We start from the raw sequence: 14,960 nt of genomic DNA on the forward strand, positions 1-14,960 counted from the left end.
GCACCTGTCGTCAGGCGGGATCATCTGCCCGCCTGCAATGCGCCGATCCATTGATATAGAAATACGCATAGAGCCATTATTGTACAATTTTACCCTTCACAAGCGTCGAAATCTCTATAATAATTCACGCAAAATAGCATGCCACGTGATGGGCGTGAAAGGGAGATGTCAGATGTCCAGGCTCGATCTAATCGGTAACAGGCTGTGCGTAGTCACAGCCATCGCGACCCTCTCCTGGTATATCTACGCGATCTCCGTCGGCTAAAGACGCTGGCCCAGCCAACGCAGGTCCAAGCAGAGCTGGAAGATCAGATGCAGTTTTCGATCACTCCCCTCGATGATGTGAAATTCGATCGCGTCGATGACGTCATCGTCGTTGGAATGGGGGGCGCAGGGATAGCCGCCGGGCTCGACGCCTGTGCGTCCGGCGCTCGCGTGACTATCCTCGAGCGAGCCTCAGGCGGCGGGGGATCGACGGCGCTGGCTGGCGGCTATGTCTATTTGGGCGCGGGAACGTCCGTTCAACATGCTAACGACCAGGCCGACACGGTCGAGGCAATGTATGACTATCTTCTGGCCTCCACGCCTTGGCCGGACCATGTAAAACTGCGCGCCTATTGCGAAGGGAGCGTAGAACATTTCGAATGGCTCAAGGCGCATGGCGTGCCGTTCAACGATCGCTTCTACGATCATAAGCATTTCGAGCATCCCACCCAGGACAGCCTCGCATGGACCGGCAACGAGAAGGTCTGGCCTTTCCCCGCAATCACCAAACCCTTCCCTCGCGGCCACCGGGCCGATGCGCCCGCAGGGACCGGCGGGGCGGCGCTGATGGCCGCCCTGACTGCCAGCGCCGAGCGATCGCAAGCCATTCATCTGAGCTATGACGAAAAGGCCGAAGGTCTCGTTCAGGATAAGGACGGGCAGATTTGCGGCGTCCAGACCATCCAGTTCGGGACCCGACGAACCTTCGGCGCACGAAGAGGCGTCATTCTGGCGACCGGAGGCTTCGGCATGAACAGGGCGCTGATAGAGCGTTACTGCCCAACGCTTGCGCTTGCAGGGATCGAGGTCATAGGCACGCCCAATTCGGACGGGGCCGGGCTTGAAATGGGCCTGCTGGCGGGTGCAGACATGCAGTTCCCGCAATCGATTTTCGTGACTTCGCCGGTCTATCCCCCCGCCTCGTTGCTCGAGGGCATGTTGGTCAACAGCAAAGGCCAGCGATTTGTCGCCGAGGACTCCTATCATGGCCGCACCACGGCAGCCATGCTTCGCCAGCCGGGCCAAAAAGTCTGGCTGATATGCGATGTCGAAAGTTTCGACCGCCCGATCATGGGTCAGGAACTGGTCGATGCCTGGGATGATATCGAACTGATGGAAAAGGATCTGGCGCTTCCCAAAGGCCAGCTCCAAACGACGATCCGCGATTATAACCATCATGCTGCGCACGGCGTGGACCCGGTGTTTCACAAAGGCGAGAGCTATGTGCGCCCGATCGATAAACCACCCTATGCGGCCATCGACTGCTCCCTGGGTAGCGCGCCTTATCTGGGTTTCACGATGGGCGGCCTACGCACGAACATAGACGGCCAAGTTCTTAAAGGTGACGGTTCGCCCGTGCCAGGCCTGTTTGCAGCAGGAGCGGTGGCCGCAAATATCGCCGCCGCGCAGGGCCTGGAAAATTATGCCAGCGGAACATGCATTGGCGAGTCGACCTTTTTCGGACGGCGATGCGGCAAGGCCGCGGCGACTGCACCTGCCAGAAACCTGGGCTGATCGAACAACGCGCCGGAGCCCCAACTTCTAGCGTTAAGCCGCTGGGGAACGAGCCCTGCTGATCGGACTGCTTTCTTACAGGGCAAGTAGAATGGTTCTGCTGCCGGGCTCGATGCTATACATGGCCAAAGGGGGAGGGAGCAGCCTTGCTGCCCCCTTCCCTTATATCATGCGGCCTGCGCGACTTCGCCGATCAATGCCAGAACCTGCTCGGCGTGCTCCTTTCGGCAGACGAGGAGGTCTGGCAGATAGACATCCGCCTGATTGTAAACGAGAGGCGATCCGTCGATCCTGGACGCATGCAAGCCATGGGCAAGTGCAACGGCGGCTGGCGCCATCGAGTCCCACTCATATTGACCACCCGAATGCAGGTAGATGTCGGCCTGACCCAGAATGATTGCCATCGCCTTCGCGCCGGCGGACCCCATGGGCACAAGCTCGGCACCAAGACGCTCGGCGACCTCAACAGCTTCCTTGGCTGGCCGGGTCCTGCTCACCACCATGCGCAACGTGTCGGGTGCGGGCGGGACCGGAATGGGGCGATCGGATCGCAGTACGGTGCCGCCATCGAGGCCCGGCAGGGCTACCGCGCCCAACACGGGCTCGCCATCGATGGCAAGACCGACATGGACCGCCCAGTCGGCGCGTTCCTCACCATATTCGCGGGTGCCATCGACCGGATCGACGATCCACACGCGGCTCTGATCGAGCCGCGCCGGATTATCCTTTTCCTCTTCCGACAAAAGGCCATCATCGCCCCGCACCTCACGCAACGCATGAACCAGAAACTGGTTGGCGGTCTGGTCGCCGGCCTTGCCCAGCGCTTTCGCGCTGAACAGGCCGGACGAGCGGACGTCTATCAGTATCTGGCCGGCGACCTGCGCAAGATGCGACGCAAGATCTCCGTCGCTCATCGCCGCGGCATTTATCGGACCGCTCATGGGATCAGCCTCGCAACGATCGCGTCAGCCGCTTCCTCAGCGGTCATGTTCGTCGTGTCGATCCTGATCTCTGGATCATGGGGAGCCTCATAGGGACTGTCGATGCCTGTGAAGTTCTTGAGGTCCCCTGCCCTTGCCTTCTTGTAGAGACCCTTGACGTCTCGCGCTTCAGCATCAGCCAGTGGCGTGTCGATATGGACCTCCACGAACTCGCCGGGCTGCATCATCTGCCGCACCATGTCGCGCTCCGAGCGGAAGGGCGAAATGAAGGCGGTGATGACGATCAGGCCCGCATCGGTCATCAACTTGGCGACCTCGCCCACGCGCCGGATATTCTCCACCCGGTCGGCATCGGTAAAGCCCAGGTCCTTGTTGAGCCCGTGCCGCACATTGTCGCCATCCAGCAGGAAGGTGTGGCGGTTCATCCGCGCCAGCTTCTTCTCGACGAGGTTGGCGATGGTCGACTTGCCCGCACCCGACAGGCCGGTGAACCACAGCACGGCGGGCTTCTGGTTCTTGAGCCCCGCATGGCTTTCCCGGCTGACGTCGGTCGGCTGCCAATGGACATTCTGCGCCCGGCGCAGGCTGAAGTGCAGCATGCCGGCCGCGACGGTGGCGTTGGTGATCTTGTCGATCAGGATGAAGCCGCCCAATGTGCGGTTGTCGCCATAGGGCTCGAAGGTGATCGCCTTGTCGGTGGACAGGTTGGCGACGCCGATGGCGTTCAGATCCAGCGTCTTGGCGGCCAGATGCTCCATCGTGTTGACGTTGACCTGATATTTGGGCTGCTGGATCGTCGCTGTGACGGTCTGCGTGCCCAGCTTCAGCCAGTAAGGCCGGCCGGGCAGCATCTCCTCGTCTGCCATCCAAACGATGGTAGATTCGAACTGGTCTGCAGCCTGCGGCGGACTGTCGGACGCCGCGATCACGTCGCCACGCGAGCAGTCCACTTCATCGGCGAAGCAGAGCGTCACGGACTGGCCGGCGGAGGCCTGGTCGAGGTCACCATCCAGCGTCACGATGCGAATGATCGTGCTGGTCTTGCCTGAAGGCAGGACGCGCACGGCGTCGCCGACCTTGACCGTACCGGTCGCGATCTGGCCCGAGAAGCCGCGGAAATCCAGGTTCGGGCGGTTGACCCACTGCACGGCCATGCGGAACGGCTTTTCCTGATCGGAGACCTGATCAACCTCGACATTTTCGAGATGCTCGATCAGCGCAGGCCCCTTGTACCAGGGCGTGTTCTCGCTCGGGCCAGTGATGTTGTCGCCCTTGAAGCCCGAGATCGGGATCGGGGTGAACGCCTTGATGCCGATGGAGGTCGCGAACTCGGTATAGTCCTTCAAGATCGCGTCGTAGATCGCCTGATCATAGTCGACCAGGTCCATCTTGTTGATCGCCAGCACGATATTCTTGATGCCGATCAGATGCGCGAGGTAGCTGTGCCGGCGCGTCTGCACCAGCACGCCCTTGCGCGCGTCGATCAGGATGACGGCGAGGTCGGCAGTCGATGCGCCCGTCACCATGTTACGCGTATACTGCTCATGGCCGGGCGTATCGGCGACGATGAACTTGCGCTTTTCGGTGTTGAAGAAACGATAGGCGACATCGATGGTGATACCCTGCTCCCGCTCGGCGGCGAGGCCGTCGACGAGGAGGGCAAAGTCGATCTCCTGCCCCTGGGTGCCGACCTTCTTGCTGTCCGACTGCAAGGCTTCGAGCTGGTCCTCGAAGATCATCTTGCTGTCATAGAGCAGCCGACCGATCAGCGTCGACTTGCCGTCGTCCACCGACCCGCAGGTGATGAAGCGCAGCATCGTCTTGTGCTGGTGGGTTTCGAGATAAGCATCGATATCCTCAGCGATGAGGGCGTCGGTCTTGTAGATGGGTTCGTCATTCTCGAGCACGTCCGACATCAGAAATACCCCTCCTGCTTTTTCTTCTCCATACCGGCGCCGCCGGCGTCCTTGTCGATCGCGCGGCCCTGGCGCTCGCTGGTTGTCGTGAGCAGCGTTTCCTGGATAACCTCGGGCAGCGTCTTGGCTTCGCTCTCCACCGCGCCTGTCAGCGGATAGCAGCCCAACGTCCGGAAACGGATCGAGCGCTCGACAGGTACTTCGCCCTCACGCAGCGGGAAGCGGTCGTCATCGACCATCAGCAGCATGCCATCGCGTTCCACGGTCGGGCGCTTGTCCGCAAAGTAGAGCGGCACGATCGGCACATCGTTGAGATGGATATATTGCCAGATGTCCAGCTCGGTCCAATTGGAGATCGGGAACACGCGGATGCTCTCGCCCTTGTTCTTGCGGGCATTGTAAAGGTTCCACAGTTCAGGACGCTGGTTCTTCGGGTCCCAGCCATGGCTGGCCGTGCGGAAGGAAAAGATGCGCTCCTTTGCGCGGCTCTTCTCCTCGTCACGCCGCGCGCCGCCAAAGGCCGCGTCGAAACCATAGAGATTGAGCGCCTGCTTGAGCCCTTCGGTCTTCCACATGTCGGTGTGCAGCGCGCCGTGATCGAACGGGTTGATGCCGCGGTCCTTGGCCTCCTGGTTCTGGTAGACCAGCAGCTCCATGCCGCTTTCTTCCGCCATGCGATCGCGCAGCTTGTACATTTCCTGGAACTTCCAGGTCGTATCGACATGCAGCAAGGGAAAGGGCGGCGGCGAGGGATAAAAGGCCTTGCGCGCCAAGTGCAGCATCACGGCCGAATCCTTGCCGACGCTGTAGAGCATCACAGGCTTCTCAGCCTCCGAGACTACTTCGCGCATGATGTGGATCGCCTCGGATTCGAGCCTTTCCAGATGCGTGAGATTTCCTGCGGCTGACGCCATCGCGAATCCTCTTCCTGTTCGTTGCAGATGTGCAGCTCGATTATTGTATGGGACAAACCCGCAGACCCCCCATATGAGGGTAAAATGCAACTCACGAGCGCCGACGAAACGGATCTTCTGCTTCCGCTCTATGCGGGCGTCCATGATCAGCAGGAATGGTCGACGTTCCTCGAACGCCTTCGCAGAAGGACGGGCGCAATCTACGCCTCGCTCATCTTCACCCAGGGCGATATGCCCATTCACCTGTCCAAGGAGGTGTTTGCGGGCCGCAATCTGCGCGCAGAAGCGCGGGCCGTCGGTCTTGAACGCATTTACGACAAGGATCGCCTGCCCTATCGAAGCCTGCGTCCGGGCCGTGTCTATCAGATCTCCGAACTCGTATCGGGAGACGCTGAATTTCGTGCTTTCCACGAGACCTTCAACGGCGAGATGGGCCTCACGGACGAACGCATCGTTCGTATCAAGGAACAGGAAGGAACCAGCGCCTGGCTGATGCTTGCGCGCGACAGCGATCTGTTCTCGGCCGCCGATGGAGCATTGATGGCAGCCGTTGCTCCCCATGTCGCCGTCGCGCTGCGTGGCTTCGTCCTCACCGAGCGGCAGCGCGTCAGAGGTGCTGCAAGCCAGGAAGGCCTGGCGCGCGCGGGCGTAGGCTGGATTGCCTTGGGCCGCGATGCGCGGATCATCGACTATGACCGCAACCTCCTGCCACTCCTGGGCCACATCCATGGATCGGAGAATATTCTTGGGGAACGGCTGCATCTCGACCCGCCTGCAGCCCAGCGCCTTTCGCAAGCGGCGCTCGACTTCGCGCGCGATGCCAACGCACCGCCCCGGATCGCCATCTTGCGCGAGACGCCACAGATCGATGCGCTGCTGATCCCCATGACGGAACGTCCCGAAGCCGCCCTGGACGTGCCGGTGCTGCTTCTCTTCTGCCGATTTAGTCATGCTGCAGTTCATGATCAGCGACCGTTTCTGCGGCATATATTCGGCTTATCGCCTCGCGAGGCGGAACTCGCGCTTGCCCTGTGCGACGGCCGATCATTGAGCGAGGCATGCAGCGCCATGGGACTTAGAAGCGAGACCATCCGCAGCTATGCCAAGAGCATTTATGCCAAGATGGGCGTTCGAGGGCAGCCCGAGCTTGTCCGCAAGATATTCCTGAGCAGCGCAACGCTCGGCTGAGCCTTGGGCTGCAAAGTGCCCTGTCAGTCGTTGCTGACCGGCGGCTCGGCGACTGCCGGATAGGTAGGTTCGAGCGCGCGGCGCGGAACGAGCGTCTTGCCATTGTCGACTGGAAAGCCCCAGTTCGTCTCTCTTTGCGCGACCAAAAGCGTGTACCACTGCTTCTCGTCGTTTCTCACGCCCTGATCGATGCGGTGAAGAATGCGCACCTGGCGGACCAACTGGCGCATATGCTCTTCAAGCTGCCTCATTGAGGCCTTGGAGAGACGGACCGATTCATAACCGAAAAACTGCTCGGTGTTCGCAAAGTCCATCTGAACGAAATGGTGGCGAATATTATGCTCGATCGTGTGCCGTATTGGGCCTCCCGGGCGCCATTCGACATGATGCGTGCCCCGGATACGAACGCGATTGCCTGGCAGCAATTCGATGAGCTTCAACCTGTCGAGCCTCGTGAGCAGGGATATGACGGTTGGTTCATCGATCGCATATTCGCTCATGATGTCCGGTACGCTCATGCCGCTGTAGAGCAGGAGCCGCATCAGCGCCAAGGCATTGTCGCTGGCAAGGGCATGCTCCTGCTGGAGTTCAAGGTCCAACGCGTCGCGCCCATCGTCCGCCTTTGCGATTTCCGCGATCTCGAGCAGGCTCAGCCCCATGCAAAGGCCGATATCTTCGATAATCTCGATAGGGAGGCGTTCTGAATTGAGATAGCGCTTGACCGTCATTACGCTTACGCCAAGCTGCTCGGCAATATCGCGATAGCGCATGCCTCGAAGTCGGATCTGTTGCTTGAGGACGGTCTTGAGCAGTCGGCTCTGACGATGTTGGGTTTCCCGACCATTTGGGCTACGCGGCTTCGCGCCCACTGCCGCGCGATCAGGACTGCCCGCGTCCACCGACCCCGCGGCGGCTCTTGCCGTCCAATATACCATATCCTCTCCTCAAGGCACCGCGACCTTGCAACTGCCGCGTGGCGCTACGCATAGAGAGACATTTCTCTTCCATTACGCCGCTGAATGCGAAGATGAACCGCCATCGGCTTGCGAGTCAAGCTAACCGTCAACGGCCCGTCGCCGCGCCTCTGCAAGTCTGCGCCTGTATGCCGGATGGGCGGTAACAGAAACTGATACCGGTCGGATCGCGTCACTGAAACGGGCGCTGTTTCCGCCCTTCCTCACATCGAAGTTGCTTGCCTGAACCCCGGCGCGAGCCGAGCTTTGGGCTTGGAAGCGCCCGGACGAGAGGCGGACAGAGGAGACGGCCTTGCTGACCAATATCTATGTGATCGACTATGTCGTTAAAGATCTCGACGGTGCCAAGGACCGGCTTGATCGCATTTTTGGAACTGAGCCCCTCTGGATACATCCGGACATGATGCCCGGGCAGGACATCACGGCGATGTACTACCAGATCCCCGGAAACGGCGAGATGTCCCATGCTATCGGCTTCTTCAAGGAGGGCGGAGATTCCGTCCGGGTCGAACGCGACAGGATATTCCTGATTGGCGTGATGTGCGACGATCTGCCCAGGACGATGGAAGAGATATCGGCGCGTGGCCTGACCTTCGTCCATGAGGAACCCCAACATTATGCTGTCGGGAGCTCCAATACGCTTGGGACGCTGCACGGCCTTGAGATTTTCATTGCCCGCCATGTCCCGGGAGGCGACCGGCAAGCCCGTGAGATGATGTTCACCAAGGACGGGCATTCGGACTTTGGAGACGACACACAAGGCGGCGTGTTTGTCGGCTTTTCCGGCATTGACCTCGTCGTTGAGGACCTTGACGCCGCCATTTCGACCTACAGCGCCGTCTTTGGATATCCGCCTGTCGATACCTCGGCCCGGACAGGCGAGCCGGGCGTGCGATCCGCGCATTTCAAGGCGCCGGGAGACGGCCGCGGCATGCGCGAGTTCGGCCTGTTCGCCACTGAAGGACCGCCAACGCCAGGATCTGTGGCGGAGCGCCTGGCCGGCTTGTTGAAGGCGCAAGGTGAAGGTGTCTTTCGCCTCGATTTTCTGGTGACCGATCTGGAGGCCATGCGCACGATACTTGCCGATCGCGGGATCGCCTTGCCCTCGGCATCCTATGTGCTCGAGGCGGTCAATGGCGCGGATATCCGGTTCGTGACCGAACCTGCCTGAGCCCCCGTCGCATCGCTGCATCAACCGCACGGTCACCATTCCGGACGGCAGCACCTCGCTTGCCAAGAACGAGATACCCGAGATGAACCATCAAGACAGAATTTCAAGAAGTGACAGCCTCTTCGCGCTCCACCGCCGCCAACCGATGATGCTGGGCGTTTTCGCGACAAACGGCACGGGTTCGGGCGGCATCCATACGGTCCCCAGTTCCTATGAAGTGTCCTGGGACCATAGCCTGGCCATAGCGCGCCTTGCCGACGAGATCGGTTTCGAGCTGTTCATGCCGGTCTCGCGCTGGCGCGGATTTGGCGGCGAAAGTAATTTCGCGGGCGACACTTATGAGACGCTGACCTACATGGCTGCAATCGCCGCGGTCACGACGCGACTGATGACGATAGCCACCATCCATCTGCCAATGGTTCATCCGGTCTTCGCCGCCAAGGCGGTGGCAACGATCGATCATGTTTCGCGCGGAAGAAGCGGGATCAACATGGTGATGGGCTGGTACCGGCAGGAAATGGGGATGTTTGGCCTTGCCCCCCATCAGATCGACGAGCGCTACAGCTATGCAACCGAATGGCTGGAAATCGTCCGCGCGCTTTGGCGTTCATATGAGCCCTTCGATCATGACGGCGCCTTCTTCAAGCTGGAGAATCTGGTTAGCGGGCCAAAGCCCGTCCAAGCCGCCCCGCCGATCGTAAGCGCAGCCACATCGGCAGACGGGATTGCGTTCGCCGCGCGCCACGCCGATCTCACCTTCGCTCGGTCCGACGACCGCGACAGACTGCGCGAGCACAGCCGAAAGATGCGGGAACTCGCGGCTGACGCCGGCAATAAGGATGTCGGAGTAGCCTCCCTCTCACTCGTCGTCTGTCGGGAAACCGAAGCCGAGGCCAAGCGCTATCATCAGCATCTGCGCGATCATGCCGACCTCGTTGCCACGCGGAACCTTGCGCTGTCGTCGGGCATGAACATCGACGCGCTGCCACAGGACAAACAGCAGACCATATTGCGTGACATGGCACTCTCGGCCGGGGCTGACGCGCTTGTAGGAACACCAGAGCAAATAGCGGAGAGGATCGCGGGCTTTCACGACGCCGGTATCGACGCACTGTTCCTGGGATTTCACGACTATCTCGCAGAACTGCCCTTCTTTGCCGAGCGGGTGCTCCCGCTGCTTGAGGAACGCGGCCTGCGTGGCCAGCGGGCAAACAGAGAACGGGCGGCACTTAGTCCGGCGGTCTGACGACAAGGTCGCGTGCGTATGCAGGCAGACCACACCGCATGATCAACAAGAACATACAGACAAATATAGGATGGAGGGGAAGATGACCAACAAGAAGGATGTGCTTGCAACGCACGCGAAGCAAGGCGCGAGCATCTGCTCGATGGTGGTAATGAGTCTGTCGGGGCTGGCCCAGGCACAGACGACGCCGCAGGATCCGGTCGGACTGCAGGATATTGTGGTCACGGCGCAGAAGCGGGAGGAAAATCTTCAGCGGGTTCCTGTGGCCGTCACGGCACTGACAAGCGAGGCGCTTGAAAACCAGCGTATCACCAGCGTGGCGGGTCTTGGCAGTGTCGTGCCGAATTTTCAGGTGCTTCGCCAACCCAGCAATGCAGCGCTTCCCTCCTTCTCGCTTCGCGGCGTCCTGGGAGGCGAAACCGCAGCGCAGATCGACAATGGCGTGAGCATATACATCGATGGTGTCTATCTTGGACGCTCGTCCGGCAGCCTTTTCGATATCGCCGACATCGAGCGCATCGAGGTATTGCGCGGTCCGCAGGGCACCCTGTTCGGGCGGAACACCACAGGCGGGGCAGTCAATTTCATCACGCGCGGTCCCACCGGCGAGTTCGGCGTGCGTCAGGACCTCACCTATGGACGCTATGATGAAGTCCGCAGCCGCACCCGCATAGACTTGCCCGAAGTCGCAGGCTTCAAGGCATCTGTTACCTATGCCCATCGCGAAGTCGATGGCTATGTCAGAAACCTGGCCGCCGGGGTTGAGCGGAATTACGGGCCTGGCACCGGAGGCAGGATCGGTACAAGCAGAGCAGCCGACACACTGGGCGCGGAAAATGTGGATTCTGTCTTCGTGGCTGTACGGCATGACTCCGGCGGCCCGCTCACAGCGGACTATAAATTCGATTTCACTGACTTTCGCGGGTCACAGCTTGGCATGCAGGCTATAGGCTTTCGGGGGTCGGCAGACGTCCCAGGCAGCAATCCGCTTGGCGGCACGGTCCAGTATATCTTTTCGCTTCAACCGGGCCTTGGCGGCACGAACGTGGTGAGCACAAGCCCACTTTCAGCGATCTATGATCCCCAGCGCGGCACCGATAGGCTGCGCGCCCAAGGGCACAGCCTCACCCTCGCCTATGAGGCAAGCGACGCCGTCACGATCAAGAACATCACTGCCTATCGTCGACTTGAGACGGTGAGTTACGGAAACAGCTTCGATGGCAACAAGCTCATCGACCCCTTTGGCGGCACCGGCAACGACTTCTCGGTTCTCAACGCGATATCGCGTCGCAAACAGCATCAATATTCGAACGAGTTTCAAATGCTGGGGAAGTCCGATCGCTTCAACTGGGTCGCTGGAGCCTTCTTTTTCGAGGAGCACGGGCGCGACTATAACCCTGTCCAGTTCTTCAAGACATTCCCTCCGCAGGGAGAGCCTGTCCCGGTTACGGCCAGCGATCAATTTGCCGATGCCAGGGTCACCAACCGATCCTTCGCACTGTTTGCGCAAGGAAGCTTCAGGATCTCCGATCGGTTCACGCTGACTGCCGGCGCGCGCCAGACCTGGGACAAGCGTCGCGAGATCAACTATCTCGCGACGCCGGCCGCGAAGGGCTCGGCCTCCTTTGACCAACTGACCTGGCAGGTGGTTGGCGAATTCCAGGCAACGCCCGATATCATGCTCTACGCCAAAGCCGGAACCGGCTATCTCTCCGGCGGCATCTATAACGGAAAGCCCTTCGGTGCCGAGAAGCTCATCTCCTATGAGGCAGGCGTAAAAAGCCAGCTTTGGGATAATCGCTTGCGCCTGAACCTCGCCGCCTTCCTTGCCGACTATGACGATCTCCAGGTCTCGGTGTTCACGACCGTCCTCAACTTCGAAAATGCCGGCAAAGCGCGCATTCGCGGGCTTGAGGCAGAACTGGTGCTGGCACCCGTCGAGGGTCTGCAAGTCGGTGCCAATCTCGGCCTCCTCGACTTCGACTATCGCAAATATATCTCAACGGCCGCGACCGGAACGCCTGAAGACATTTCCGACATCGCGGTCCGGCAGCAAACGCCGAAAATGACCTTCGCACCCAATGCGAGCTTCGAGACAAGGCCTATGGCAAACGGAGCACGTCTCTCTTTCCAGCTCGATGCAAGCTATCGCAGCGACGTGCGCTTCGTGCTGATCCCCTTCGCCGATCCGGCCCTGGACCGGGCTGCGACCTCCCAGGCGCACTGGATCGTCAACGGGCGTGTTTCGCTCCTCGATCTCCCAATAGCCGGTAGCAAGGTCAAGCTCTCTGCCTGGGGCCAGAATCTCTTCAACAAGCGCGTCGTGCAATATGCGTCCGACATCAGCGGCTTCGTCGCTGCAAGCTTCAACAGGCCGCGCACCTATGGGATCGACGCCTCCATGGCGTTCTAACGAGCCTCCCCTGCTCCCAGACGAAGCCAACCTCGTCTGGGAGACTTTTTCAGTCCCTCCTTCATAGGGGCCAAAGGCTGCCCTACCCAACAACATCGTCCCGGAGACATTCGTTCGTGCCTGACAGTCTCGATCCGCCCGCCATCGCACAGCTCTTCTACGCGGCCCGCTCCCGCAATGCGTGGAGCAGGGAGCCCCTTCCCGATCGTATCTGGCGCGATCTCTACGATATGTTGAAAATGGGGCCGACTTCCGCCAACGTTTCGCCCGCCCGCTTCCTTTTCTGCACGAGCGAGGCGGCAAAGAGCCGCGTCGCGAAACATATGTCAGCCACAAATGCGAGCAAGAGCCTTGCTGCATCCGCCATCGTGATTGTTGCGCATGACCTGAACTTCACAGATCATATGCCTCAGCTCTTCCCCCATAATCCGGGTGCGCGACACTGGTTCTCCGACCCGCAAGTTCAGAAAGACACCGCTTTTCGTAACGGAACGCTGCAGGGCGCCTATCTGATACTGGCGGCTCGATCTCTTGGCCTTGATTGCGGTCCGATGTCCGGCTTCGACCACGAGGCGCTGGATGCGGACTTCTTTGCCGGAACGGCCATCAAGTCCAATTTCCTTTGCGCTCTGGGGCATGGTGAGGACCAACCCTTAGCGCGTCTTCCTCGTCTCGCCTTTGAAGAAGCCTGCAAGATCCTGTGATTTGCGTTCCACTGATCAATGTCCAAGGCCTGATCCGCCGCCCGCCAGTTCCTTGGCGATAGTACCGACCATGTCCTTTGCGTCGCCGAACAGCATCTGGGTATTGCTGTTATAATAGATTGGATTGTCGATCCCGGCGAACCCGGCGTTCATGCTCCGCTTGATCACGAAGACCGAACGCGCGCGATCCGCTTCGATGATCGGCATGCCCGCGATTGCGCTGTCGGGATCGTCGCGCGCCGACGGGTTGATCGTGTCGTTCGCTCCGATGATGAGCGCCACGTCGGTCTGCGGCAGGTCGGGATTAATGTCGTCCAGTTCGATCAGTTGCTCATAGGGCACGTTCGCCTCGGCCAGCAGCACGTTCATATGGCCGGGCATGCGGCCTGCGACGGGGTGGATCGCAAACTTCACGTCCACGCCCTTCCTGGTGAGCGCCTGATACAGCTCGCTGACCTTGTGCTGCGCCTGCGCCACCGCCATGCCGTAACCAGGGATGACGACGACGCTTGCGGCATTCTCCAGCTGCATTGCCGCTTCCTCGGCCGAGGCGGAGCGCACGACCCGGTCGTCCTTGCCGCCCGCGCTACCAGCCGGGGCCGATCCGAAGCCGCCGAACATGACGTTGGCGAAGCTGCGATTCATCGCCTTGCACATGATGACAGCCAGGATGAAGCCCGAAGCCCCGTCCAGCGCACCCGCCACGATCAACAGCTTGTTGCCGAGCGCAAAGCCCATCGCCGACGCGGCCAGGCCCGCATAGCTGTTGAGCAGCGCGATGACGGTCGGCATGTCCGCGCCGCCGATCGGGATCACCAGCAGCACGCCGAACAGCAGCGCCAGCGCCACGAAGACAGGGAACAGCACCGTCTGCGTTGGGTCTATCGCCAGCATCGCCGCGATCACCACGGTGGCCAGCGCGACAAGGCCATTCACCACCCGCTGCCCGGAAAAGACCAGCGCCTTGGTCGGCAGGATTTCCTGCAACTTGCCGAACGCCACGACCGACGCGGTGCAGGTCAGGAAGCCCAGCAGCATCTCGAACATGAGCGCCCACATCACGAAGCCGCCGCCATATTGCGCATGGGCGTGCTTGTAGAACTCCGCCGCCCCGATCAGGCCCACGGCGAGCGCACCGAAGGCGTGGCTGATCGCGGTCCGCTGCGGAATGGCGGTCATCGGCATCAGCAGCGCCATCGGGATACCCGCCGCCGCGCCCGCGACCATCGCGATCAGGATCAGATCATAGCTGACCACCTCATGGCTGACGAGCGCGCCGATGATGGCGATCACCATGCCAATCTCGCCGGCGCGCACGCCGCGCCGGGCAGTGGTGGGGTGGCTCATCCACATCAGCGAAAGGATGAACAGAGCGGACGCGACGATCGCCGCGAAGGGGACGAAAGCGTGCATGGTCTCAGCCCTCCTTGCGCTTGAACATCTTGAGCATGCGGTCCGTGATCATGAAGCCGCTGACCAGATTCACCGTGGCGCAGAAGACGGCGATGAAGCCCAGCGTCTTGGCGAGCGGCGTCGCGCCTTCCTCACCGGTGATGGAGATGGCACCCACGATCACCACGGCGGCGATCGCGTTGGTGAGGCTCATCAACGGTGAGTGCAGCAGCGGCGACACTTTCTTGATGAGCTGGAAGCCCAGAAAGGCCGCCAGAATGAAAACGAACAGATAGTCGGGATTGAGCGCGGTCATCTAAAT

The 14,960-nt window shown here is 60.6% G+C and carries 12 protein-coding genes; 6 read left to right on the forward strand and 6 right to left on the reverse strand.

Annotated features, from left to right (window positions below):
• Positions 1-312: 312 nt before the first annotated feature.
• Complete coding sequence (locus RQH62_RS14760; protein ID WP_311269496.1) at positions 313-1,779, forward strand: FAD-dependent oxidoreductase; 1,467 nt, start codon at positions 313-315, stop codon at positions 1,777-1,779.
• 167 nt (positions 1,780-1,946) lie between these two features.
• Here RQH62_RS14760 and RQH62_RS14765 read toward each other — a convergent pair whose 3' ends face one another.
• From RQH62_RS14765 to cysD, 3 genes are read right to left on the reverse strand one after another with little or no spacing between them, the layout of a single operon-like run.
• Positions 1,947-2,720 (reverse strand): 3'(2'),5'-bisphosphate nucleotidase CysQ, encoded by a 774-nt coding sequence (locus RQH62_RS14765; protein WP_311269497.1) that lies wholly within the window; start codon positions 2,718-2,720, stop codon positions 1,947-1,949.
• Positions 2,717-4,636, reverse strand: coding sequence for a sulfate adenylyltransferase subunit CysN (cysN, locus tag RQH62_RS14770; protein ID WP_311269498.1), 1,920 nt, complete (start codon positions 4,634-4,636; stop codon positions 2,717-2,719). The genes RQH62_RS14765 and cysN overlap by 4 nt, the downstream gene beginning before the upstream one ends.
• Entirely contained in the window at positions 4,636-5,694 is a 1,059-nt protein-coding gene (gene cysD / locus RQH62_RS14775) for a sulfate adenylyltransferase subunit CysD (protein ID WP_311269499.1), read from the reverse strand. The genes cysN and cysD overlap by 1 nt, the downstream gene beginning before the upstream one ends.
• On the opposite strand from cysD, the gene RQH62_RS14780 reads away from it, so the two are divergent.
• Complete coding sequence (locus tag RQH62_RS14780; RefSeq protein ID WP_311269500.1) at positions 5,635-6,738, forward strand: helix-turn-helix transcriptional regulator; 1,104 nt, start codon at positions 5,635-5,637, stop codon at positions 6,736-6,738. The two genes, cysD and RQH62_RS14780, sit on opposite strands and share 60 nt — an antisense overlap.
• A 23-nt stretch (positions 6,739-6,761) precedes the next feature.
• Here the strand turns inward: RQH62_RS14780 and RQH62_RS14785 are convergent, their stop codons facing one another.
• Positions 6,762-7,673, reverse strand: coding sequence for a hypothetical protein (locus tag RQH62_RS14785; RefSeq protein WP_311269501.1), 912 nt, complete (start codon positions 7,671-7,673; stop codon positions 6,762-6,764).
• 331 nt (positions 7,674-8,004) lie between these two features.
• On the opposite strand from RQH62_RS14785, the gene RQH62_RS14790 reads away from it, so the two are divergent.
• The 4 genes from RQH62_RS14790 to RQH62_RS14805 all read left to right on the forward strand — a co-directional run bounded on the left by RQH62_RS14790 (position 8,005) and on the right by RQH62_RS14805 (position 13,246).
• On the forward strand, positions 8,005-8,883 hold the full coding sequence (locus RQH62_RS14790; RefSeq protein ID WP_311269502.1) for a hypothetical protein: 879 nt from the start codon (positions 8,005-8,007) through the stop codon (positions 8,881-8,883).
• Between the two features lie 82 nt (positions 8,884-8,965).
• Entirely contained in the window at positions 8,966-10,129 is a 1,164-nt protein-coding gene (locus RQH62_RS14795; protein ID WP_311269503.1) for an LLM class flavin-dependent oxidoreductase, read from the forward strand.
• Between the two features lie 82 nt (positions 10,130-10,211).
• Entirely contained in the window at positions 10,212-12,542 is a 2,331-nt protein-coding gene (locus RQH62_RS14800) for a TonB-dependent receptor domain-containing protein (protein WP_311269504.1), read from the forward strand.
• A gap of 116 nt (positions 12,543-12,658) precedes the next feature.
• Positions 12,659-13,246 carry a malonic semialdehyde reductase gene (locus RQH62_RS14805; RefSeq protein WP_311269505.1) on the forward strand — a complete coding sequence of 196 codons (588 nt, stop codon included), beginning with the start codon at positions 12,659-12,661 and terminating at the stop codon, positions 13,244-13,246.
• Between the two features lie 15 nt (positions 13,247-13,261).
• On the opposite strand, the gene RQH62_RS14810 is transcribed toward RQH62_RS14805, so the two are convergent.
• Both RQH62_RS14810 and RQH62_RS14815 read right to left on the reverse strand, forming a co-directional pair.
• Entirely contained in the window at positions 13,262-14,659 is a 1,398-nt protein-coding gene (locus RQH62_RS14810) for an NAD(P)(+) transhydrogenase (Re/Si-specific) subunit beta (protein WP_311269506.1), read from the reverse strand.
• 4 nt (positions 14,660-14,663) lie between these two features.
• A complete protein-coding gene (locus RQH62_RS14815; RefSeq protein WP_311269507.1) occupies positions 14,664-14,954 on the reverse strand; it encodes an NAD(P) transhydrogenase subunit alpha in 291 nt (96 codons plus the stop codon).
• Positions 14,955-14,960 lie beyond the last annotated feature (6 nt).

Origin of the sequence: Sphingobium sp. WCS2017Hpa-17 (assembly GCF_031843765.1) — a bacterium.
Taxonomy (GTDB): Bacteria; Pseudomonadota; Alphaproteobacteria; order Sphingomonadales; family Sphingomonadaceae; genus Sphingobium.

Bases quoted from the DNA above. Each gene is read 5' to 3' on its own strand.
- RQH62_RS14760 (WP_311269496.1), top strand. From the start codon at position 313: ATGCAGTTTTCGATCACTCCCCTCGATGATGTGAAATTCGATCGCGTC.
- RQH62_RS14765 (WP_311269497.1), bottom strand. From the start codon at position 2,720: ATGAGCGGTCCGATAAATGCCGCGGCGATGAGCGACGGAGATCTTGCG.
- cysN (WP_311269498.1), bottom strand. From the start codon at position 4,636: ATGTCGGACGTGCTCGAGAATGACGAACCCATCTACAAGACCGACGCC.
- RQH62_RS14780 (WP_311269500.1), top strand. From the start codon at position 5,635: ATGCAACTCACGAGCGCCGACGAAACGGATCTTCTGCTTCCGCTCTAT.
- cysD (WP_311269499.1), bottom strand. From the start codon at position 5,694: ATGGACGCCCGCATAGAGCGGAAGCAGAAGATCCGTTTCGTCGGCGCT.
- RQH62_RS14785 (WP_311269501.1), bottom strand. From the start codon at position 7,673: ATGGTATATTGGACGGCAAGAGCCGCCGCGGGGTCGGTGGACGCGGGC.
- RQH62_RS14795 (WP_311269503.1), top strand. From the start codon at position 8,966: ATGAACCATCAAGACAGAATTTCAAGAAGTGACAGCCTCTTCGCGCTC.
- RQH62_RS14800 (WP_311269504.1), top strand. From the start codon at position 10,212: ATGACCAACAAGAAGGATGTGCTTGCAACGCACGCGAAGCAAGGCGCG.
- RQH62_RS14810 (WP_311269506.1), bottom strand. From the start codon at position 14,659: ATGCACGCTTTCGTCCCCTTCGCGGCGATCGTCGCGTCCGCTCTGTTC.
- RQH62_RS14815 (WP_311269507.1), bottom strand. From the start codon at position 14,954: ATGACCGCGCTCAATCCCGACTATCTGTTCGTTTTCATTCTGGCGGCC.